Here is a 17,621-nt window from a genome sequence, read left to right on the forward strand (position 1 = left end):
GCACTCGCTCGACTCGCTTCCCCACCGTTTTGCAACACCCCGAGGATGCCTACCGGCATCCTCCCTACCAAAGCCAAAAGCGTGCGTAGGGTGGGCTCAATAGCCTGCCGGGGAACCCCTTTGCTCAAATTCCGAGGATTTGAATCATGTTGGACGCCACGCTTAAAACCCAGTTGAAGGCCTACCTGGAAAAGGTCCAGCAGCCGTTCGAGATCGTCGCGTCCCTCGATGACAGCGACAAATCCCGCGAGATGAGCGAGCTGCTGCACGAAATCGTCGGCCTGACCGACAAGATCACCCTGCGTGAAGATGGCAGCGACGCCCGCAAGCCGTCCTTCGCGCTGAACCGCCCCGGGGCGAACATCGGCCTGGCTTTCGCCGGCATCCCCATGGGCCACGAATTCACCTCCCTGGTGCTGGCGCTGCTGCAGGTCGGCGGCCATCCGTCCAAGCTCGAAGCCGACGTGATCGAGCAGATCAAGGGCATCCAGGGTTCCTTCGAGTTCGAAACCTACTTCTCGTTGTCCTGCCAGAACTGCCCGGACGTCGTCCAGGCGCTGAACCTGATGGCCGTGCTCAACCCGAACATCCGCCACGTCGCTATCGATGGCGCGCTGTTCCAGGAGGAAGTCGAGCGCCGCCAGGTGATGGCGGTACCGAGCATCTACCTCAACGGTGAAGTGTTCGGCCAGGGCCGCATGGGCGTGGAAGAAATCCTCGCCAAGATCGACACCGGCGCCGCTGCCCGCGAAGCCGAGAAGCTGTCGGCGAAAGAAGAGTTCGACGTGCTCGTCGTCGGCGGCGGCCCGGCCGGCGCCGCGGCGGCCATCTACGCCGCTCGCAAGGGCATCCGCACCGGCGTGGCGGCCGAGCGCTTCGGCGGCCAGGTGCTGGACACCATGGCCATCGAGAACTTCATCTCGGTGACCGAGACCGAAGGCCCGAAACTGGCACGTCAGCTGGAAGAGCACGTCAAGCACTACGACGTCGACATCATGAACCTGCAGCGCGCCAGCGCCCTGATTCCGGCGAAGACTGCCGGCGGCCTGCACGAAGTGCAGTTCGAGGGCGGCGGCAGCCTGAAGGCCAAGTCCGTGATCCTCGCCACCGGCGCCCGCTGGCGCGAAATGGGTGTGCCGGGCGAGAAGGAATACAAGGCCAAGGGTGTGTGCTTCTGCCCGCACTGCGACGGCCCGCTGTTCAAGGGCAAGCGTGTGGCGGTGATCGGCGGCGGCAACTCCGGGGTCGAGGCAGCTATCGACCTGGCCGGCATCGTGTCTCACGTGACCCTGCTGGAGTTCGACAGCAAGCTGCGCGCCGATGCCGTACTGCAACGCAAGCTGTTCAGCCTGCCGAACGTGGACGTGATCACCAGTGCGCTGACCAGCGAAGTGAAAGGCGATGGCCAGAAGGTCACCGGCCTGGTCTACAAGGACCGCAACTCGGAAGAGTTCAAGTCCATCGACCTGGAAGGCATCTTCGTGCAGATCGGCCTGCTGCCCAACAGCGAATGGCTCAAGGGCACCATCGAGCTGACCTCGCGTGGCGAGATCATCGTCGACGCTCGCGGCGAGACTTCGCTGCCGGGCATCTTCGCCGCCGGTGACGTGACCACCGTTCCGTACAAGCAGATCGTGATCGCGGTCGGCGAAGGCGCCAAGGCGTCGCTCTCCGCCTTCGACCACCTGATCCGCACCTCCGCGCCAGCCTGATGACCTCGCGCTAGAGAAAAGAAACGCCCGGTTCACGCGAGTGTACCGGGCGTTTTCTTTTGGGCAGCGTATGCCTGTCGCTTCTGGCGTGTGGGCAGGCACCCTCTCCCTAGCCCTCTCCCTTCAGGGAGAGGGCTAGGGAGAGGGCAAAACCCTACTCCAAACCTTCAGAGAATCGGCGACACCAGCCGCGCCACCCGCATGCCCAGTTGCTGCAGGCGATGCACGCGCTTGCGGTCGTCCAGGGTCATCTCCACCGACTGGGCGAAGTCCTCTTCCAGCATGCTTTCCACGTCGCGGGCGAAGCCTTCGTCGACGGTGATCACCATGATCTCGAAGTTCAGGCGGAAGGAGCGGTTGTCCAGGTTGGCGCTACCCACAGCGGCGCTGTCGTGGTCGATCAGCACCACCTTCTGGTGCAGGAACCCCGGCTGGTAGCGGAACACCCGTACGCCGGCGCGCACGGCGTCCAGGGCATAAAGGCTGGATGCGGCGTAGACCGTCTTGTGGTCCGGCCGCGAGGGCAGCAGGATGCGCACGTCGACGCCGCGCAGCACCGCCAGGCGCAGGGCGGCGGCGACGGCTTCGTCCGGGACGAAGTACGGCGTGGTGATCCACACCCGCTCCACCGCCGCGTTGATCGACTCGACGAAGAACAGCGAGCAGGTTTCCTGGGTGTCCGCCGGGCCGCTGGGCACCACCTGGCAGAGCATCCCGGCGTCGTCGTAGCCATCGGGCAGGATCAGCGTCGGCAGCGCGTGGGTGGCCCAGAACCAGTCTTCGGCGAAGCATTCCTGCAGGCATGCCACGGCGGGGCCGTGCAGTTCGATGTGGGTGTCGCGCCAGGGCGCCAGCGGTGGTTTCTCGCCCAGGTATTCGACGCCGACGTTGTGCCCGCCGACGAAGCCGCGCACGCCATCGACCACCACGATCTTGCGGTGGTTGCGGAAGTTCACCTGGAAACGGTTGATCATCCCGCTGCCGGTGCTGAAGGCGTGCACCTGCACGCCACCCTGGCGCAGGCGTTCGACGTAGCGCCGCGACAAGGCATGGCTGCCGATGCCGTCATACAGCAGGAACACATCCACGCCGTTGGCGGCGCGCTCCATCAGCAGTTGCGCGAGGCGCTGGCCGAGGGCGTCGTCGCGGATGATGAAGAACTGCACCAGGATGACTTTCCGCGCGCTGGCGATCGCCTCGAACATCGCGTCGAAGGAGGCCTTGCCGTTCACCAGCAGGCGAACCTTGTTGTTCGCCAGCGTCGGCATGCGCGCCAGGCCAACCATGGCCTTGAGCGATTTGTAGGCGTGGTACTGGCGGGCGGCGAGGGCCTCCTCCACCCAGGGCCGCCAGTCCAGCTCGGCGGCAGCCACATGCATTTCCTCGTTGGCCTGCCGGCGCGCGCCGATATAGGCGTCGAAGCGGCTGCGGCCGAAGACGAGGTAAGGCACCAGCGTCAGCAGCGGCATGAACACCAGTGAGGTCGCCCAGGCGATGGCGCCCTGGGCGGTGCGCACGCTGAGCACGGCGTGGAGGGCCGCGATGATCCCCAGCAGCTGGATGACCACCAGGAAATGGGCGATGTAGGCGGAGTACTGCATGGGCGCGCGATCGAGTCCTTGTGGTCGGCGGTGGGCTTGAGCCTAGTTGGCTCCCGGCGGCTGTGGCCAGTTGTGAATGGGGCCGCGCCAGTGTTCGTAGGCTTTTCCCAAGCGCAGCACATCGATGTCGGCGAAGCGCGGGCCAACGATCTGCAGGCCGATGGGCATGCCCGCGCTGGTGAACCCGCAGTTGATCGAGAGTGCCGGTTGCTCGGACATGTTCCAGGGTACGGTGAAGCCGATGTGCTCGAAGGGCAGCGCCGGGTCGTTGGTGGGCGAGGCCCATTCGGCCGGGAAAGCGGCGACCTGGTTGGTCGGCGAGAGCAGGAAGTCTACTTCGTGGAACTGCTCGGCTGCCCGTCGACGCATGTCGAAAGTGCGGTTGTAGCCGCGCACCGCGTCGGCCCCGCTGACCGAGGCGCCGCCTTCGGCCCATTGGTAGATGTAGGGCAGGACCTTGGCCTGGCGCTCGCGCGGCAGGTTTTCCAGCTCGGCCCAGAGGCGTGCGCGCCAGAACTTGTCGAGGCCGTCGAGCAGCTCGCGGTCGAGGATCGGTTGCACTTCGACTATCTCCGCGCCTGCGTTGGCGAAGCGCCGGGCAACCGCCTCGACGGCGGCACGGACTTCCGGCTCCGGTTGCAGGCCGCAACCCGGATCGAGTTGCAGGCCGATGCGCAGGCCCTGCACATCCAACGGCTCGATGTGCCAGTCCAGGTCCGCCGGCGGCAGGGACGTGGCGTCGCGCCAGTCCGGGCGGGCCAGGTGCTTCATCATCAACGCCGCATCATCCAGGGTACGGGTCATGGGGCCGGCGCAGCGCCCGGTGTAGTAAGGGTCGATGGGAATGCGCCCGAAGCTCGGCTTGAAACCGACCAGGCCGCACCAGCCCGCCGGCAGGCGCACCGAGCCGCCGATGTCGGTACCGATGTGCAGCGGCCCGTAGCCAGCGGCGGCGGCCGAGGCGGCGCCGGCGCTGGAGCCGCCGGGATTCATGCGCAGGTCCCAGGGGTTGCGCGCCAGTTCGTGGAAGCTGGAGAGCCCGGAGGACAGCATGCCGAAGTCCGGCACCGTGGTCTTGCCCAGCAGGATCGCGCCGGCCTCGAACATCCGCGCGGCGGGTGGTGCATCGCCGGCGGAAGGTTGCAGCACGGTGGCGGCGCTGCCCTGGGGAATCGGGTCGCCACGGGTGGCGATCAGCTCCTTGATGGTCACCGGCACGCCATCCAGCTCGCCGCAGGGCGCGCAGCGAATCCACCGCGCCTCGGAGCGTCGCGCCTGCTCCATCGCCCGCTGCGGGTCGAAGGCGAAGAGCGCGCAGAGCTGCGGCTCCCAGCGGTCGATATGGGCGATCAGGTGCTCCAGGTACTCGACGGGGGACAGCTGGTGCGAGCGATACAGGGCCAGCAGTTCGACGGCGGACAGGTCGTGCAACGGTGGCATGGCGGTCTCCGGCGTGGGGCTATGCCTCACCCTAGCCGAATCCGCGCCGCGTTGGGATAGGCGCGGACGTCACACCGAACGCCGCTGTGGGTTGGATCAGGCGCGCTGGCGCGATTGCTGGTCGATCAGGTACTGCAGGCGATACAGATGACGGTAGCCCGATTCCCAGGCGCCGTGGCCGGATTTCACGTTGATGTGCCCGGCGGAGGGCAGGATCACCGTCTCGCTGCCCCAGGCACGGCCGAGGATCAGCGCGCGCTGCGGGCTGCAGGCGGCGTCGTTGTCCGACCCCACCAGCACGGCGGGAAAGGGCAGCGTCTGCGTGGCGATGGGGGCAAAGTTGCGCAGGGCTTCGTGGCAGGTTTCCCGCTCCACGTCGGCCGGGGCGACCAGCAGGGCACCGGCGACCTGTGCCAGGGGGCGGCGGTCGGCGCGAGCCGCCCAGGAGGCGACGGTGACGCAACCCAGGCTGTGGGCGATCAGCACCACGTGGCCCGGTTCGCGGCGGATCTCGCGGTCCAGTTCGGCGACCCAGTCGTTGTGCTGCGGGGTGATCCAGTCCTGCTGCTGCACCCGCGCGGCGTTCGGCAGGGCGCGCTGCCAGTGGCTCTGCCAGTGGGCGTCGTCGGAACCGTGCCAGCCCGGCACGATCAGGTAGCGGATGCGTTCATTGCGCATGGATCGGCCCTCTCGAATCGTCATGGGAAGACATTCTAGGGAGGGTTTTAATATACGTTAAGGAATAAGAAATTCTTTGCTTATGCAGTATCACAACTAAGCAAACGGCTATAAGCGCTTAGTCCTGCACCCGGCGCAGCGGGCAGCAGCGCGCCAGTATGCCTTCCAGGTTGAGGTCGGGCATGGCGTATTCGCGCAGCGCCTTGGCAGTCTGCTCGACATAGTCGCGGGTGGTGCCGAAGTGGCCCTGGGCGCTGGCCAGGACGTGCTCGACGATGTTGTCCGGCAGGGAGCCGGCGTAGCTGGGCAGGTGGCGTTCGAGGACGAAGCCCAGGGCGCGCACGCGGGTGCCATCGTCGAGGCGGCAATTCAGCCATTCCGGGCGGTAGGAGGCGTAGGGCATCTCCCGTTCCCAGAGCGCATAGAGGTTGGCGTCGAGGTTGTCGTCGGGCAGGCGGAAGGCGAAGCCGGCGCAGGAGCCGCCACGATCCAGGCCGAGCACCAGGCCCGGCGCTTCCGGGGTGCCGCGGTGGGTGAGGGACCACAGGTACAGCCCGCGGTGGTAGCCATGCACCCTCGCACGGCGCGCCTCGGCCACCGGGAATTCCGGGCGCCAGATCAGCGAGCCGTAGGCGAACAGCCACACGGGACCGGCGCCGTGTTCGCTCATGGTGATGTCGAGCGAGGCGCGCAGCTGTTGTGGTGTGAAGCGTTCCGGCACCCCCAGTGTCGGCGGATAGAACGGGCCTTCCGAAGCGGGAGACGATGTCATGCGGTACCCCTCAGGTCTCCTGACTGTCATCAACTTAGTAGAACTGCGGCGGCCACGGAAGGGCCTGAAAGGCATAGGTTTATTGCCGGAGCGGGGATGACGACGAACGGCTGCTTCACGCCTGTGTGCCGACTGGGCGCAGGAGCGGGAAATATCGGCGTGGGGGCGCGTAGTGTGCGGATAAAAAAAGGCCGCTCACCCCTGCCTGAGTATTGGGAGAGCGGCCTTGAAGCTCGGTACGTTGTGGAGGTCCCTTTCTACACCCGCTCTGTTTCAGGTGTCTTACAGGTGCCTCAGCGCGCGGTGATCACCGCCAGCTTGGTAATCCCCGCCTTCTCGATGGAGGCCATGGCCTTGGCCACCTGGCCGTAGTTCACGTTCTCGTCGGCCTGCAGCTGCACGCGCACCTCGGCGTCTTTCGCCTTGGCGGCCTGCAGGTTGCCCTGCAGGAGTTCTGGCTGAATTTCGTCCTTGTTGATGAACCACTTGCCGGCGCCGTCGATGCTCACCACCAGCGGGTCCTTCTGCTCCGGCGGGGCGACCGCCTCGGTCTTGGGCAGGTTGATCGGAATGGCGTTGGTCAGCAGCGGCGCGGTGACGATGAACACCACCAGCAGCACCAGCATCACGTCCACCAGCGGGGTCACGTTGATCTCGGAGAGAACCTCGTCGCTGTCCTGGGTCGAGAAGGCCATGTCAGCTCGCCTCCTTCACGCTGGCGCCGGCAGCCGGTTTGCGCGCGGCGGTGGGCAGGGTGACGACGCGGAAGGCGCTCTTCTGCGCGAGGCTGTAGAAGTCGTGGGCGAAGTCGTCGAGGTCGGCCGCGGTGAGCTTCAGGCGGCGGAGGAAGTAGTTGTAGACCAGCACCGCCGGTACGGCGACGGCGATACCCACGCCGGTGGCGATCAGCGCGCTGCCGATCGGGCCGGCGACGGTTTCCAGGCTCGCTGAACCGGCTGCGCTGATGCCCTTGAGCGCTTCCATGATGCCCCACACGGTGCCGAACAGGCCGATGAAGGGCGAGGTGGAACCGATCGAGGCGAGCACCGCCAGGCCCGATTCCAGGGAGCGGCGCTCGCGCTGGATCTGCTGGCGCAGGGCACGCTCGAGGCGGTCCTGGTGGTTGATCGATTGGGCCAGGTCCGGCTGACCATTGTCCTGGACCTGGATGGCGGCGAAACCGGCCTGGGCGACACGCGCGCCGGCGCCGGGCTTGCCGGCGGCCTGGTCACCGGCCGATTCGAGGCTGGTGGCGCTCCAGAACTGCTTCTGGAAGCGCTTGTCCTGGGACTTCTGGCGGGTGAACTGGACGCCTTTCACCAGGGCCAGGGCCCAGGTGACGACGGAGAAGCCGACCAGCAGCCAGATGACTGCGCCTTCGACGGATTCCAGGGGGTTCAGGGGCAGACTCATGGGTGTTCTCCTTCCGCGTTTCTCGTGCGGCTGATCGGGGCAAGTTGAATCAATGCAATTTGAAATCGATGGGTACGCTGACCCAGCCGTCCTGGGCTACGTCGCCGCGCTTGGCGGGGACGAAGCTCCAGCGTTTCACCGCGCGCACCGCGGCATCGTCGAGGGCGTCGCGGCCGCTGCTCTTCTGCACCTGGATCTCGCTCGGGCTGCCGCTGGCGAGGACATGCACGCGCAGCAGCACGGTGCCTTCCCAACCACGGCGCTGGGCCAGTGGCGGGTATTCCGGCGCCGGGTTCTTCAGGTAGCCGGCGTTGGCCGAGGGCGGCGTCAGCGGGGCCGGAGCCGGCGCTGGCGGAGCGGGTGGTGCCGGTTGCGGCGGCGGGGTTTCGGCCTTGGGCGGCGTGGGCTGCTCCACCGGCTTGGGCACGGGCACGGGCTTGGGCTTGGCGACCGGTTTCGGCTTGGGTTTAGAGATGGGCTTGGGCGGTGGCGGTTTCACCGCGTTCTCGTCCACTACCGGGGGCGGCGGCTCCTGCACCACCGGCTCGGGAATCGGCTCGGGCGGTGGCGGTTCGACCACGGGCGGAGTGGGTGCGGTGAATTCGATGGTCATCGGCGGCACCTGCGGCGGCACTTCCGGCAACTGCGGGGTGGGCTGCTGGCTCAGCCAATAGACCACCGCGCCGTGCAACGTCAGGGCGAACAGACCGAGCAGGACGGCTTCGCGGCGGCTCAGCGCACGGGCTTTTGCCGGCACGTGGCGGCCCAGCTCCAGTGCCTGGCGCAGCGGGCGGCCGAGATCGACCAGGTCGCCGCCGGGCACGTGGCGCAGGAAAGCATCCGGCGCGAGGGCATGCTGGGTTTGAGCCATGAACGATCTCCTTGCAGGTCTGCGCGGCTCTGAGGCGCGCTTGGAACGGACCTGCATGATTGGCGGAGCGTCTTAGCTCTTGAAGTGATTGTTTCTCTTATTTAAATAACTTTCAGTGCTATGTGTTTTTAACGAATCGCTGTAGGCCACGCCGTTCGGGGCTTTGCGTGAATTCGCAAAAAACCGATGCCTTCCTGGCATGGAAAATATGCAGGGAAGGTTGGCGATTTTTTGGGCAGGCGCCCTGGCGCGCGGCTTTCCAGGTTGTTGAAACGAAAAAGCCCGGTCATTCGACCGGGCTTTTCTTGGGCGTCAGCTTCGCGGCGATCAGAAGGCCGGGACGACGGCGCCCTTGTACTTCTCGAGGATGAACTGCTTCACCTCGGGACTGTGGAGGGCGGCGGCCAGCTTCTGCATGGCGGCGCTGTCCTTGTTGTCCGGGCGGGCAACCAGGATGTTCACGTAGGGCGAGTCGGCGCCTTCGATGGCCAGCGCGTCCTTGGTGGGGTTCAGCTTGGCTTCCAGGGCGTAGTTGGTGTTGATCAGGGCGAGGTCGACCTGGGTCAGCACGCGCGGCAGGGTGGCCGCTTCCAGTTCACGCACCTTGATGTTCTTCGGGTTCTCGACGATGTCCTTCGGGGTGGCGGTGATGGACTTGTTGTCCTTCAGCTTGATCACCCCGGCCTTGTCCAGCAGCAGCAGCGCGCGGCCGCCGTTGGTGGCGTCGTTGGGGATCACCACGGTGGCGCCGGAGGGCAGCTCTTCGAGCTTCTTGAACTTGGTGGAGTAGGCGCCCAGCGGCTCGATGTGCACGCCGGTGACGGCGATCAGGCTGGTGCCCTTGGTCTTGTTGAACTCATCCAGGTACGGCTGGTGCTGGAAGAAGTTGGCGTCCAGGCGCTTCTCGGCGACCTGGGTGTTGGGCTGCACGTAGTCGGTGAATTCCTTCACTTTCAGCTCGACACCTTCCTTGGCCAGGATGGGTTTGACGAAGTTGAGGATCTCGGCGTGCGGCACCGGGGTGGCGGCAACGGTCAGGCTGTCGGCGGCCTGGGCCAGCGGGGCGCCGATGACGGCGGCGGCAGCGAACGCGGCGAACAGTTTCTTCATGCTTGGCTCCTTGGTCGGCCCGCGTCCGGCGGGCCTTGTGGTTATTTGCGGGAGTAGTGGACCACCAGCTTGTCGCCGACGGTCTGCAGGATCTGGACGAGGACCACCAGCATCACCACGGTGAGCAGCATCACGTCGTCCTGGAAGCGTTGGTAGCCGTAGCGGATCGCCAGGTCGCCGAGGCCGCCGGCGCCGACCACGCCGGCCATCGCGGTGTAGGACACCAGGGTGATGGCGGTGACGGTGATGGCGGCGATGATGCCCGGACGGGCTTCGGGCAGCAGGGCGTTCCAGATGATCTGGCGGGTGCTGGCGCCCATCGCCTGGGTGGCTTCGATGATGCCCTTGTCCACCTCGCGCAGGGCGGTTTCCACCAGTCGCGCGAAGAACGGCGTGGCACCGACCACCAGCGGCGGGATGGCCCCGGCGACGCCCAGCGAGGTACCCACCAGGATCACCGTCAGCGGGATCAGCACGATCAGCAGGATGATGAACGGCAGCGAACGCAGCACGTTGACGATGAACGCCAGCACGCCGTAGATGCCGCGGTTGGCGAACATCTGCTTGGGCCCGGTGAGGAACAGCAGTACGCCCAGCGGCAGGCCGAGGATGACGGTGAACAGCAGCGAACCGCCGAGCATCCAGAAGGTGTCGAGGCTGGCCTGGAGGATTTCCGACCAGTCGATGTTCACGAAGAAGTCGTTCATGCGCGCAGCACCTCCACATGGACGTCGGCAGCGTTGAGCTGCGCCAGGGCGGCTTCGATGTCACCGCCCACCAGGGACAGGGTGAGCTGGCCGTAGGGCTGGTCCTTGATGCGGTCAATGCGCCCGGCAAGGATGCTGTAGTCCACGCCGGTCTGGCGCGCGACGGTGCCCAGCAGCGGCGCGTAGGTCGCCTCGCCACGGAAGGTCAGGCGCAGGATGCGGCCCGGCACGTGGGCGAAGTCATCGTGCTGCTCGTCCTCGTCGACGCGCTCGGCCTCGAAGACGAAGCGGCGGGTGGTGTCGTGCTGCGGATGGAGGAACACGTCGGCGACCTCGCCCTGCTCGACGATGCGCCCGGCATCCATCACCGCCACCTGGTCGCAGACGCGGCGGATCACGTCCATCTCGTGGGTGATCAGGACGATGGTCAGCTTCAGCTCGCGGTTGATCTGGGCCAGCAATTGCAGGACCTGGCCGGTGGTCTGCGGGTCGAGGGCGCTGGTGGCTTCGTCGCAGAGCAGGATGGTCGGTCGGCAGGCCAGAGCACGGGCGATGCCGACGCGCTGCTTCTGGCCGCCGGAGAGCTGCGCGGGGTATTTGCGGGCGTGGTCCTTGAGGCCGACGCGCTCGAGCAGTTCGTCCACCCGCGCGGTGATCTCGGCGGCGCTGAAGGTGCCGGCGAGCTTCATCGGCATGGCGATGTTGTCGGCGACGGTCTTGGAGGCCAGCAGGTTGAAGTGCTGGAAGATCATCCCGACGCGCTGGCGGAAGCGGCGCAGGCCGTCGGCGTCCAGGGCGGTGATGTCTTCGCCATCGATGACGATGCGTCCGCCGCTGGGCTCTTCCAGGCGGTTGATCAGGCGCAGCAGGGTACTTTTACCGGCGCCGGAATGGCCGATCAGGCCGAACACCTGGCCGCCCTCGATGGACAGGCGGGTCGGCTGCAGGGCCGGGATATCGCGTCCGGCGACGCGATAGGTCTTGTGGACGTCGTGGAATTCGATCACTTAGCGAACCTTGTGGGTACGGGGAGGCGCCGCTCGCTGCCGGAGCCGTCGGATGAACAGGCGTAGGCAACGAGCGTAGGCGGTCAGCCAAAACTGCGCATTTTAACCTGCTTTTTTATGGCTGATTAATCTTTGTTCAGCTAAGCACGGAACAAAAGGAAATAACGGGCGCCGCGAACGGGCGCCCGTGGGCTTACGGCGTGCAGGTCGGCTGAGCGGCCGGGGCTGCTGGCGCGGCGGGTTTCTGCAGGCCGCTCACGTCGGCGGCCACGCCGGGCGCGCGGGGCATCAGCGAGCGGGCGCGGGTCAGGGCGGTGGTGGCGCCGTTGACGTCGCCCTGGGCCAGGGCTGCGCGGCTGCGCTCCAGGTACGCGTCGGCCAGGCGCTTGCGGCGCTCGGCGAGCTGGGTGGCGTCTTCCTGTTCGGAACCCAGCGCGAGCTGCGCGGATTCCAGACGGCCGGCGGCCAGCTCGGTCTCGAAAGCGCTGCCGGGGGCAGGGGTGGTCGCGGTGCTCTGGCAGGCCGCGAGGGCCAGCGCCATGGCCATCAGCGCGAACAGGCGGATGACGAACGACTTCATGCGTCAGGGTCTCTTTTGATCAAAAAATCGCCAAATTCTACACCGTCCGGCGCGGCAGGACAAAACTCAGCAGGAACAGGGCCGCCGCACTGACGACTATGGAGGGACCGGCGGGGGTGTCCTTGAACCAGGACAGCGAGAGCCCGGCGCACACCGCCACCAGGCCGATCAGACTCGCGCCGAAGGCCATTTGTTCAGGGCTGCGCGCATGCCGCTGGGCGGCGGCGGCGGGGATGATCAGCAGCGAAGTGATCAGCAGCACGCCGACGATCTTCATGGCCACGGCGATGACGATGGCGATCAGCAGCATCAGCGCCAGGCGGATAGCGGTGACCGGCAGGCCTTCGACCCGCGCCAGTTCCTCGTGCACGGTGATCGCCAGCAGCGGCCGCCACAGCCAGCAGATCAGCCCCAGCACCAGGGCGCTGCCGGCGACAATCCACAGGAGGTCGGTCTGGCTGACCGCGAGCAGGTCGCCGAACAGGTAGGCCATCAGGTCGACGCGCACTTCCTTCATGAAGCTCAGGGTCACCAGGCCCAGCGACAGTGTGCTGTGGGCGAGGATGCCGAGCAGGGTATCGGCGGCCAGTGGCTGGCGCTGCTGCAGGGTGACCAGCAGCACGGCGAGCAGTACGCAGCCGACGGTCACGGCCAGTGTCGGGCTGACGTCCAGCAGGAAGCCGAGGGCCACGCCGAGCAGGGCGGCGTGGGACAGGGTGTCGCCAAAGTAGGCCATGCGTCGCCAGACGACGAACGAACCCAGGGGCCCGGCAACCACCGCCAGGGCCAGCCCGGCGAGGAGGGCGTTGAGCAGGAAATCAGCCATGGTTGCAGTCGGGGCCGTGCTGGTGGACCGGAGTGAAGCGGGTGCCGGCGGGGAAAGCGGGTTTCACCACCTCGCCGTGCAGGTCGTGGGAGTGGTCGTGGTGGTGGTGATAGACCGCGAGGCTGCGGGCGTCCTGGCCGAACAGCTCGACGAAGGCCGGGTCGCCGCTGACCTGTGCCGGGTGCCCGGAACAGCAGACGTGGCGGTTCAGGCAGACCACCTTGTCGGTGGCGCTCATCACCAGGTGCAGGTCGTGGGAAACCATCAGCACGCCGCAGCCGAGGCGGTCGCGCAGGCGCCCGATCAGGCGGTACAGCTCGGCTTGCCCGGCGACGTCGACGCCCTGCACGGGTTCGTCGAGCACCAGCAGTTCCGGCTTGCGCAGCAGGGCGCGGGCCAGCAGCACGCGCTGTAGCTCACCACCGGAAACGCTCTGCAAGGGCTTGTCGATGACGTGGGCGGCACCGACCTCCTTCAGTGCATCAAGCGCGTGGGAGCGCTGCACACCGGGAACGAGACGCAGGAAACGGAAGACGGTCAGCGGCAGGGTCGGGTCGACGTGGAGCTTCTGCGGCATGTAGCCGATGGACAGCTTGGGCGCCCGCCAGACGCTGCCGGTGTCGGGCTTGAGCAGGCCGAGCACGCTGCGCACCAGGGTCGTCTTGCCGGCGCCGTTGGGGCCGATCAGGGTGACGATCTCGCCGGGAGCGATGGTCAGGTCGACGTTCTGCAACACCGCCTGGCCGGCATAGCTGACACCGACGCCTTGCAGGCGGATCAGGGCGTCGCTCATCACGCCTCCCGCTGGCCGGGGGCGCAGGCGCCGCAGAGGCCGACGATCTCGACGGTCTGGGTTTCCACTGCGAAGCCGACGCCCTTGGCGCCGTTGACGATGGCCTCGCTGATGGCCGGCTGCTCCAGCTCGATGGCGGTATGGCAGGCACGGCAGATCAGGAACTGGCCTTCGTGGGCGTGCTCCGGGTGGGCGCAGCCGATGAAGGCGTTGAGCGAGGCGATGCGGTGCACCAGGCCGTTTTCCAGGAGGAAATCCAGCGCGCGGTAGACCGTTGGCGGCGCCGCCTTGCGGCCGTCTTCCTCGCTCAATACGGCGAGGATGTCGTAGGCGCCCAGCGGCTTGTGGCTCGCCCAGACCAGCTCCAGCACGCGCCGGCGCAGTTCGGTCAGGCGCACGCCCTGGCGCGCGCACAGCGCATCGGCGTCGGCCAGGGCGCTGGCCACGCAGTGGGCGTGGTCGTGCGGACGGCAGGCGAGGGGAGTCTTGGGGGCGATCTTGTACATGCGCGGCGACGCTCGGGGTCAGAGACGTTATTATATTACTCTTTCATGTCTCCCCTGTGTGAGTGCCGCCGTGTCCTTCCGTCCCGTCGCCCTGCTGACCGCTGCCTGCGCGCTGCTGCTCAGCCTCCCCGTGCGTGCCGAGGTCAGCGTGCTGACCAGCATCAAGCCACTGCAACTGATCGCCGCCGCCATCCAGGACGGCGAGGGCACGCCTGACGTGCTGCTGCCGCCGGGCGCCTCGCCGCACAGCTACTCGCTGCGCCCGTCCGATATCCGCCGTGTGCGGGATGCGCAGTTGTTCTACTGGGTCGGCCCGGACCTGGAGAACTTCCTGCCCAAGGTGCTGGACAGCCGCAAGGGCCCGAGCGTCGCCCTGCAGGACCAGGCCGGCATGCACCTGCGCAAGTTCGCCAACTTCAGCGAGTCCAACCACCCGGACCATGACGATGACCACGATGACCTGGGCCACGACCATGATCACCGCCCCGGCATGATCGACGCACATTTGTGGCTTTTGCCGGGCAATGCGCAGGTGATCGCGGCGCGCATGGCGGAGGACCTGGCCATCTCCGACCCGGCCAACGCCAGCCGCTACCAGGCCAACCTGAAGGCCTTCGATGAGCGCATGGAGACCCTGGATGCCCGCCTGAAGCAGCGCATCGACCCGCTCAAGGGCAAGCCATTCTTCGTCTTCCACGAGGCCTTCGACTACTTCGAGGAGGCCTATGGGCTGCGCCATGCCGGCGCCTTCGCCGTGTCCGCCGATGTGCAGCCGGGCGCCCGTCACGTGGCCGCCATGCGCGCGCAACTGCAGAAGGCCGGCCCGTCCTGCATCTTCAGCGAACCGCCGATCCGCCCGCGCCTGGCCGACACCCTGAGCCAGGGCCTGCCGGTGCGCCTGGCCGAGCTGGATGACCTGGGCGTGGGCGTGAAGGTGGATGCCCAGGGTTACGAGAAGCTGCTGGGCAACCTGGCGGATGAGTTCGCAGGGTGCCTGGAGAAGCTCTGAATCGGGCTGCTGCCGGAGTTTCCCGGATTGTGGGCGAATAACGCCTCGGGCGTTATCCGCCGCCGGGCCTCGGAGGGCGGATAAGGCGTTCCGCTTAAACCGTCCTGCGTTTCTGAACCCCGAGCCTAGGAACGGACTTCGTCCGCGATAGGTTCGCCTCGCGCCGGACAACATCGCGGACGAAGTCCCCTCCTGCGAAAGCCCATCGCCGCGCCTGATCGTCGCACCGCTCTCGCCTGAAATTTCCTTCCTTTTCGCGACCAACGCCTCGCCAGTCGTCGGCTGCATGGCTCTTTTCCTGCGGCTTCCGTTCAACCGTCTATCGTCTGAGGGTGGGCCTGGCTGGCACTAGATATTGATGCTGATCAGTCTTTCATGCCTACATATTGGGTCTACTCGCGCTCCATTGCGCCCTGCCACCCAACCGACAGGAGGTTATTTCCCGGATGGCCAAGACCGATGCGCGCCAACGCGGCGCCAACTCAGGAGTTCTCGCCCTGCAGCCTGCCTCGCAGGACATCTGGGATAGCAAGTACCGCCTCAAGCAGAAGAGCGGAGACCCCATCGACGGCAGCGTCGACGAGACCTGGCAGCGCGTCGCCCGCGCCCTGGCCGACGTCGAGGCCAACAAGGCCCTGCGCGAGCACTGGTACGAGCGCTTCCTCTGGGCCCTGCGCAACGGTGCCATCCCGGCCGGACGGATCATTTCCAACGCCGGCGCCCAGGGGCACAAGCCGGCCACCTCGACCATCAACTGCACCGTCTCCGGGATCATCCGCGACTCCATGGACGACATCCTGGAGAAGGTCCACGAGGCCGGGCTGACGCTCAAGGCCGGCTGCGGCATCGGCTACGAATTCAGTACCCTGCGCCCGCGCGGCGCCTACGTCTCCGGTGCCGGCGCGCATACCAGCGGGCCGCTGTCGTTCATGGATATCTACGACAAGATGTGCTTCACCGTCAGCTCCGCCGGTGGGCGGCGCGGCGCGCAGATGGGCACTTTCGACGTCAGCCATCCGGACGTGCGCGAGTTCATCCGCGCCAAGCGCGAAGACGGCCGCCTGCGCCAGTTCAACCTCAGCCTGCTGATCACCGACGGCTTCATGAACGCCGTGGAGAACGACGAGGACTGGCCGCTGGTGTTCCCGATCCACCAGAAGGAACGCGACGAAGTCGACCTGAAGAACCCCGAGGAAGTGGTCTGGCGCGACTGGCCGCTGCACGACGACTACCTGGTGGGCGACGATGGCCGCGTGGCCTGCAAGGTCTACGGGCGGGTCAAGGCGCGGCACCTGTGGGACATGATCATGGTGTCCACCTATGACTACGCCGAGCCCGGCTTCATCCTCATCGACCGGGTCAACGAGATGAACAACAACTGGTGGTGCGAGGCGATCCGCGCCACCAATCCCTGCGGCGAGCAGCCGTTGCCGCCCTACGGTTCCTGCCTGTTGGGCTCGGTGAACCTGACCAGCTTCGTGGTCGACGCCTTCGGTGACAACGCACGCTTCGACTGGGAGCGCTACCGCGAAGTGGTCCGGGTGTTCACCCGCATGCTCGACAACGTGGTGGAGATCAACGGCCTGCCGCTGGAACAGCAGCGCGCGGAAATCCTCGGCAAACGCCGCCACGGCATGGGCTTCCTCGGCCTGGGCTCGGCGCTGACCCTGCTCAAGCTGCGCTATGGCAGCGCGGAAGCCTGCGTGTTCACCGAGGAAGTGGCGCGCGAGATGGCCCTGGTGGGTTGGGAAGTGGCGCTGGAGCTGTCCCGCGAGAAAGGTCCGGCGCCGGCCCTGGTAAAGGAATACGAAGTCACCGCCGAGATGCTGCGCAAGCGCCCGGAAATGAAGGCCGACGGCATCAAGGTCGGCGACAAGGTCGCGGGCCGTGTGCTGCATGCCAAGTACTCGCGCTACATGCAGCGTGTCGCCGAGCATGCACCGCAGCTGATCGAGGAACTGGCCGAGCACGGCGCGCGCTTCACCCACCACAGCTCCATCGCGCCCACCGGCACCATCAGCCTGAGCCTGGCCAACAACGCCTCCAACGGCATCGAGCCGAGCTTCGCCCACCATTATTCGCGCAACCTGATCCGCGCGGGGCGCAAGACCAAGGAGAAGATCTCGGTCTTCAGCTACGAGCTGCTGGCCTACCGCGACCAGGTGGACAACCACGCCGTACCCGGCGCCGAGGAAGAGAAGCACCGCCTGCCGGACTACTTCATCACCGCCGACGACATCACCCCGCAGCAGCACGTGGACATCCAGGCCGCCGCGCAGAAGTGGATCGACTCGTCGATCTCCAAGACCGCCAACGTCCCCACCGACTACCCGTTCGAGGACTTCAAGGACATCTACCTCTACGCGTGGCGCCAGGGCCTGAAAGGCTGCACCACCTTCCGCTTCAACCCGGCGGCCTTCCAGGGCGTGCTGGTGAAGGAATCGGACCTGGAGAAGACGCTGTACCGCTTCGAACTGGAAGATGGCAGCGTGGTGGAACTCAAGGGCAACGAGGAAGTGGAGTACGACGGCGAGATCCATACCGCCGCCAACCTCTTCGACGCCCTGAAAGAAGGCTATTACGGCAAGTACTGATA

17 protein-coding genes are annotated in these 17,621 nt (G+C 66.5%); 3 read left to right on the forward strand and 14 right to left on the reverse strand.

Features of this window, described 5'->3' with window-relative positions:
- Positions 1 to 146: 146 nt before the first annotated feature.
- The gene (gene ahpF, locus MJ122_RS14745; protein WP_088415759.1) at positions 147 to 1,712 is read left to right on the forward strand and encodes an alkyl hydroperoxide reductase subunit F; all 1,566 of its coding nucleotides are present in this window, start codon (positions 147 to 149) and stop codon (positions 1,710 to 1,712) included.
- Positions 1,713 to 1,879: 167 nt separating this feature from the next.
- On the opposite strand, the gene cls is transcribed toward ahpF, so the two are convergent.
- The 14 genes from cls to zur all read right to left on the reverse strand — a co-directional run bounded on the left by cls (position 1,880) and on the right by zur (position 14,016).
- Positions 1,880 to 3,313, reverse strand: coding sequence for a cardiolipin synthase (gene cls, locus MJ122_RS14750; protein ID WP_239744660.1), 1,434 nt, complete (start codon positions 3,311 to 3,313; stop codon positions 1,880 to 1,882).
- Positions 3,314 to 3,355: 42 nt separating this feature from the next.
- Positions 3,356 to 4,753 carry an amidase gene (locus tag MJ122_RS14755; protein ID WP_088415761.1) on the reverse strand — a complete coding sequence of 466 codons (1,398 nt, stop codon included), beginning with the start codon at positions 4,751 to 4,753 and terminating at the stop codon, positions 3,356 to 3,358.
- 96 nt (positions 4,754 to 4,849) lie between these two features.
- Positions 4,850 to 5,431: an alpha/beta hydrolase gene (locus MJ122_RS14760; protein WP_239744661.1), complete on the reverse strand. Its 582-nt coding sequence runs from the start codon at positions 5,429 to 5,431 to the stop codon at positions 4,850 to 4,852.
- 118 nt (positions 5,432 to 5,549) lie between these two features.
- Entirely contained in the window at positions 5,550 to 6,203 is a 654-nt protein-coding gene (locus MJ122_RS14765; RefSeq protein WP_088415763.1) for a gamma-glutamylcyclotransferase, read from the reverse strand.
- Positions 6,204 to 6,496: 293 nt separating this feature from the next.
- Positions 6,497 to 6,898: a biopolymer transporter ExbD gene (locus MJ122_RS14770; RefSeq protein WP_088415764.1), complete on the reverse strand. Its 402-nt coding sequence runs from the start codon at positions 6,896 to 6,898 to the stop codon at positions 6,497 to 6,499.
- Between the two features lies 1 nt (position 6,899).
- Entirely contained in the window at positions 6,900 to 7,616 is a 717-nt protein-coding gene (locus tag MJ122_RS14775) for a MotA/TolQ/ExbB proton channel family protein (RefSeq protein ID WP_081518836.1), read from the reverse strand.
- 49 nt (positions 7,617 to 7,665) lie between these two features.
- Positions 7,666 to 8,487 (reverse strand): energy transducer TonB, encoded by an 822-nt coding sequence (locus MJ122_RS14780; RefSeq protein ID WP_239744662.1) that lies wholly within the window; start codon positions 8,485 to 8,487, stop codon positions 7,666 to 7,668.
- A gap of 327 nt (positions 8,488 to 8,814) precedes the next feature.
- On the reverse strand, positions 8,815 to 9,597 hold the full coding sequence (locus MJ122_RS14785; protein WP_192294160.1) for a MetQ/NlpA family ABC transporter substrate-binding protein: 783 nt from the start codon (positions 9,595 to 9,597) through the stop codon (positions 8,815 to 8,817).
- Positions 9,598 to 9,638: 41 nt separating this feature from the next.
- Complete coding sequence (locus tag MJ122_RS14790; protein WP_088415768.1) at positions 9,639 to 10,304, reverse strand: methionine ABC transporter permease; 666 nt, start codon at positions 10,302 to 10,304, stop codon at positions 9,639 to 9,641.
- Complete coding sequence (locus MJ122_RS14795) at positions 10,301 to 11,311, reverse strand: methionine ABC transporter ATP-binding protein (RefSeq protein WP_239744663.1); 1,011 nt, start codon at positions 11,309 to 11,311, stop codon at positions 10,301 to 10,303. Before MJ122_RS14795 ends, MJ122_RS14790 begins: the two co-directional genes overlap by 4 nt.
- A 193-nt stretch (positions 11,312 to 11,504) precedes the next feature.
- Entirely contained in the window at positions 11,505 to 11,891 is a 387-nt protein-coding gene (locus MJ122_RS14800) for a hypothetical protein (protein WP_088415770.1), read from the reverse strand.
- Between the two features lie 37 nt (positions 11,892 to 11,928).
- Positions 11,929 to 12,717, reverse strand: coding sequence for a zinc ABC transporter permease subunit ZnuB (gene znuB / locus MJ122_RS14805; RefSeq protein ID WP_017521234.1), 789 nt, complete (start codon positions 12,715 to 12,717; stop codon positions 11,929 to 11,931).
- The gene (gene znuC, locus MJ122_RS14810) at positions 12,710 to 13,510 is read right to left on the reverse strand and encodes a zinc ABC transporter ATP-binding protein ZnuC (protein WP_088415772.1); all 801 of its coding nucleotides are present in this window, start codon (positions 13,508 to 13,510) and stop codon (positions 12,710 to 12,712) included. Before znuC ends, znuB begins: the two co-directional genes overlap by 8 nt.
- Positions 13,510 to 14,016 carry a zinc uptake transcriptional repressor Zur gene (zur, locus tag MJ122_RS14815; RefSeq protein ID WP_088415773.1) on the reverse strand — a complete coding sequence of 169 codons (507 nt, stop codon included), beginning with the start codon at positions 14,014 to 14,016 and terminating at the stop codon, positions 13,510 to 13,512. The genes znuC and zur overlap by 1 nt, the downstream gene beginning before the upstream one ends.
- Positions 14,017 to 14,086: 70 nt before the next feature.
- On the opposite strand from zur, the gene znuA reads away from it, so the two are divergent.
- Positions 14,087 to 15,025: a zinc ABC transporter substrate-binding protein ZnuA gene (gene znuA / locus MJ122_RS14820; protein WP_239744664.1), complete on the forward strand. Its 939-nt coding sequence runs from the start codon at positions 14,087 to 14,089 to the stop codon at positions 15,023 to 15,025.
- A 446-nt stretch (positions 15,026 to 15,471) separates the two neighbouring features.
- Positions 15,472 to 17,619 (forward strand): adenosylcobalamin-dependent ribonucleoside-diphosphate reductase, encoded by a 2,148-nt coding sequence (locus tag MJ122_RS14825; RefSeq protein ID WP_239744665.1) that lies wholly within the window; start codon positions 15,472 to 15,474, stop codon positions 17,617 to 17,619.
- The last annotated feature ends 2 nt before the right edge of the window (positions 17,620 to 17,621 follow it).

Source organism: Pseudomonas sp. DP-17, from assembly GCF_022380625.1.
Taxonomy (GTDB): Bacteria; Pseudomonadota; Gammaproteobacteria; order Pseudomonadales; family Pseudomonadaceae; genus Pseudomonas; species Pseudomonas nitroreducens_A.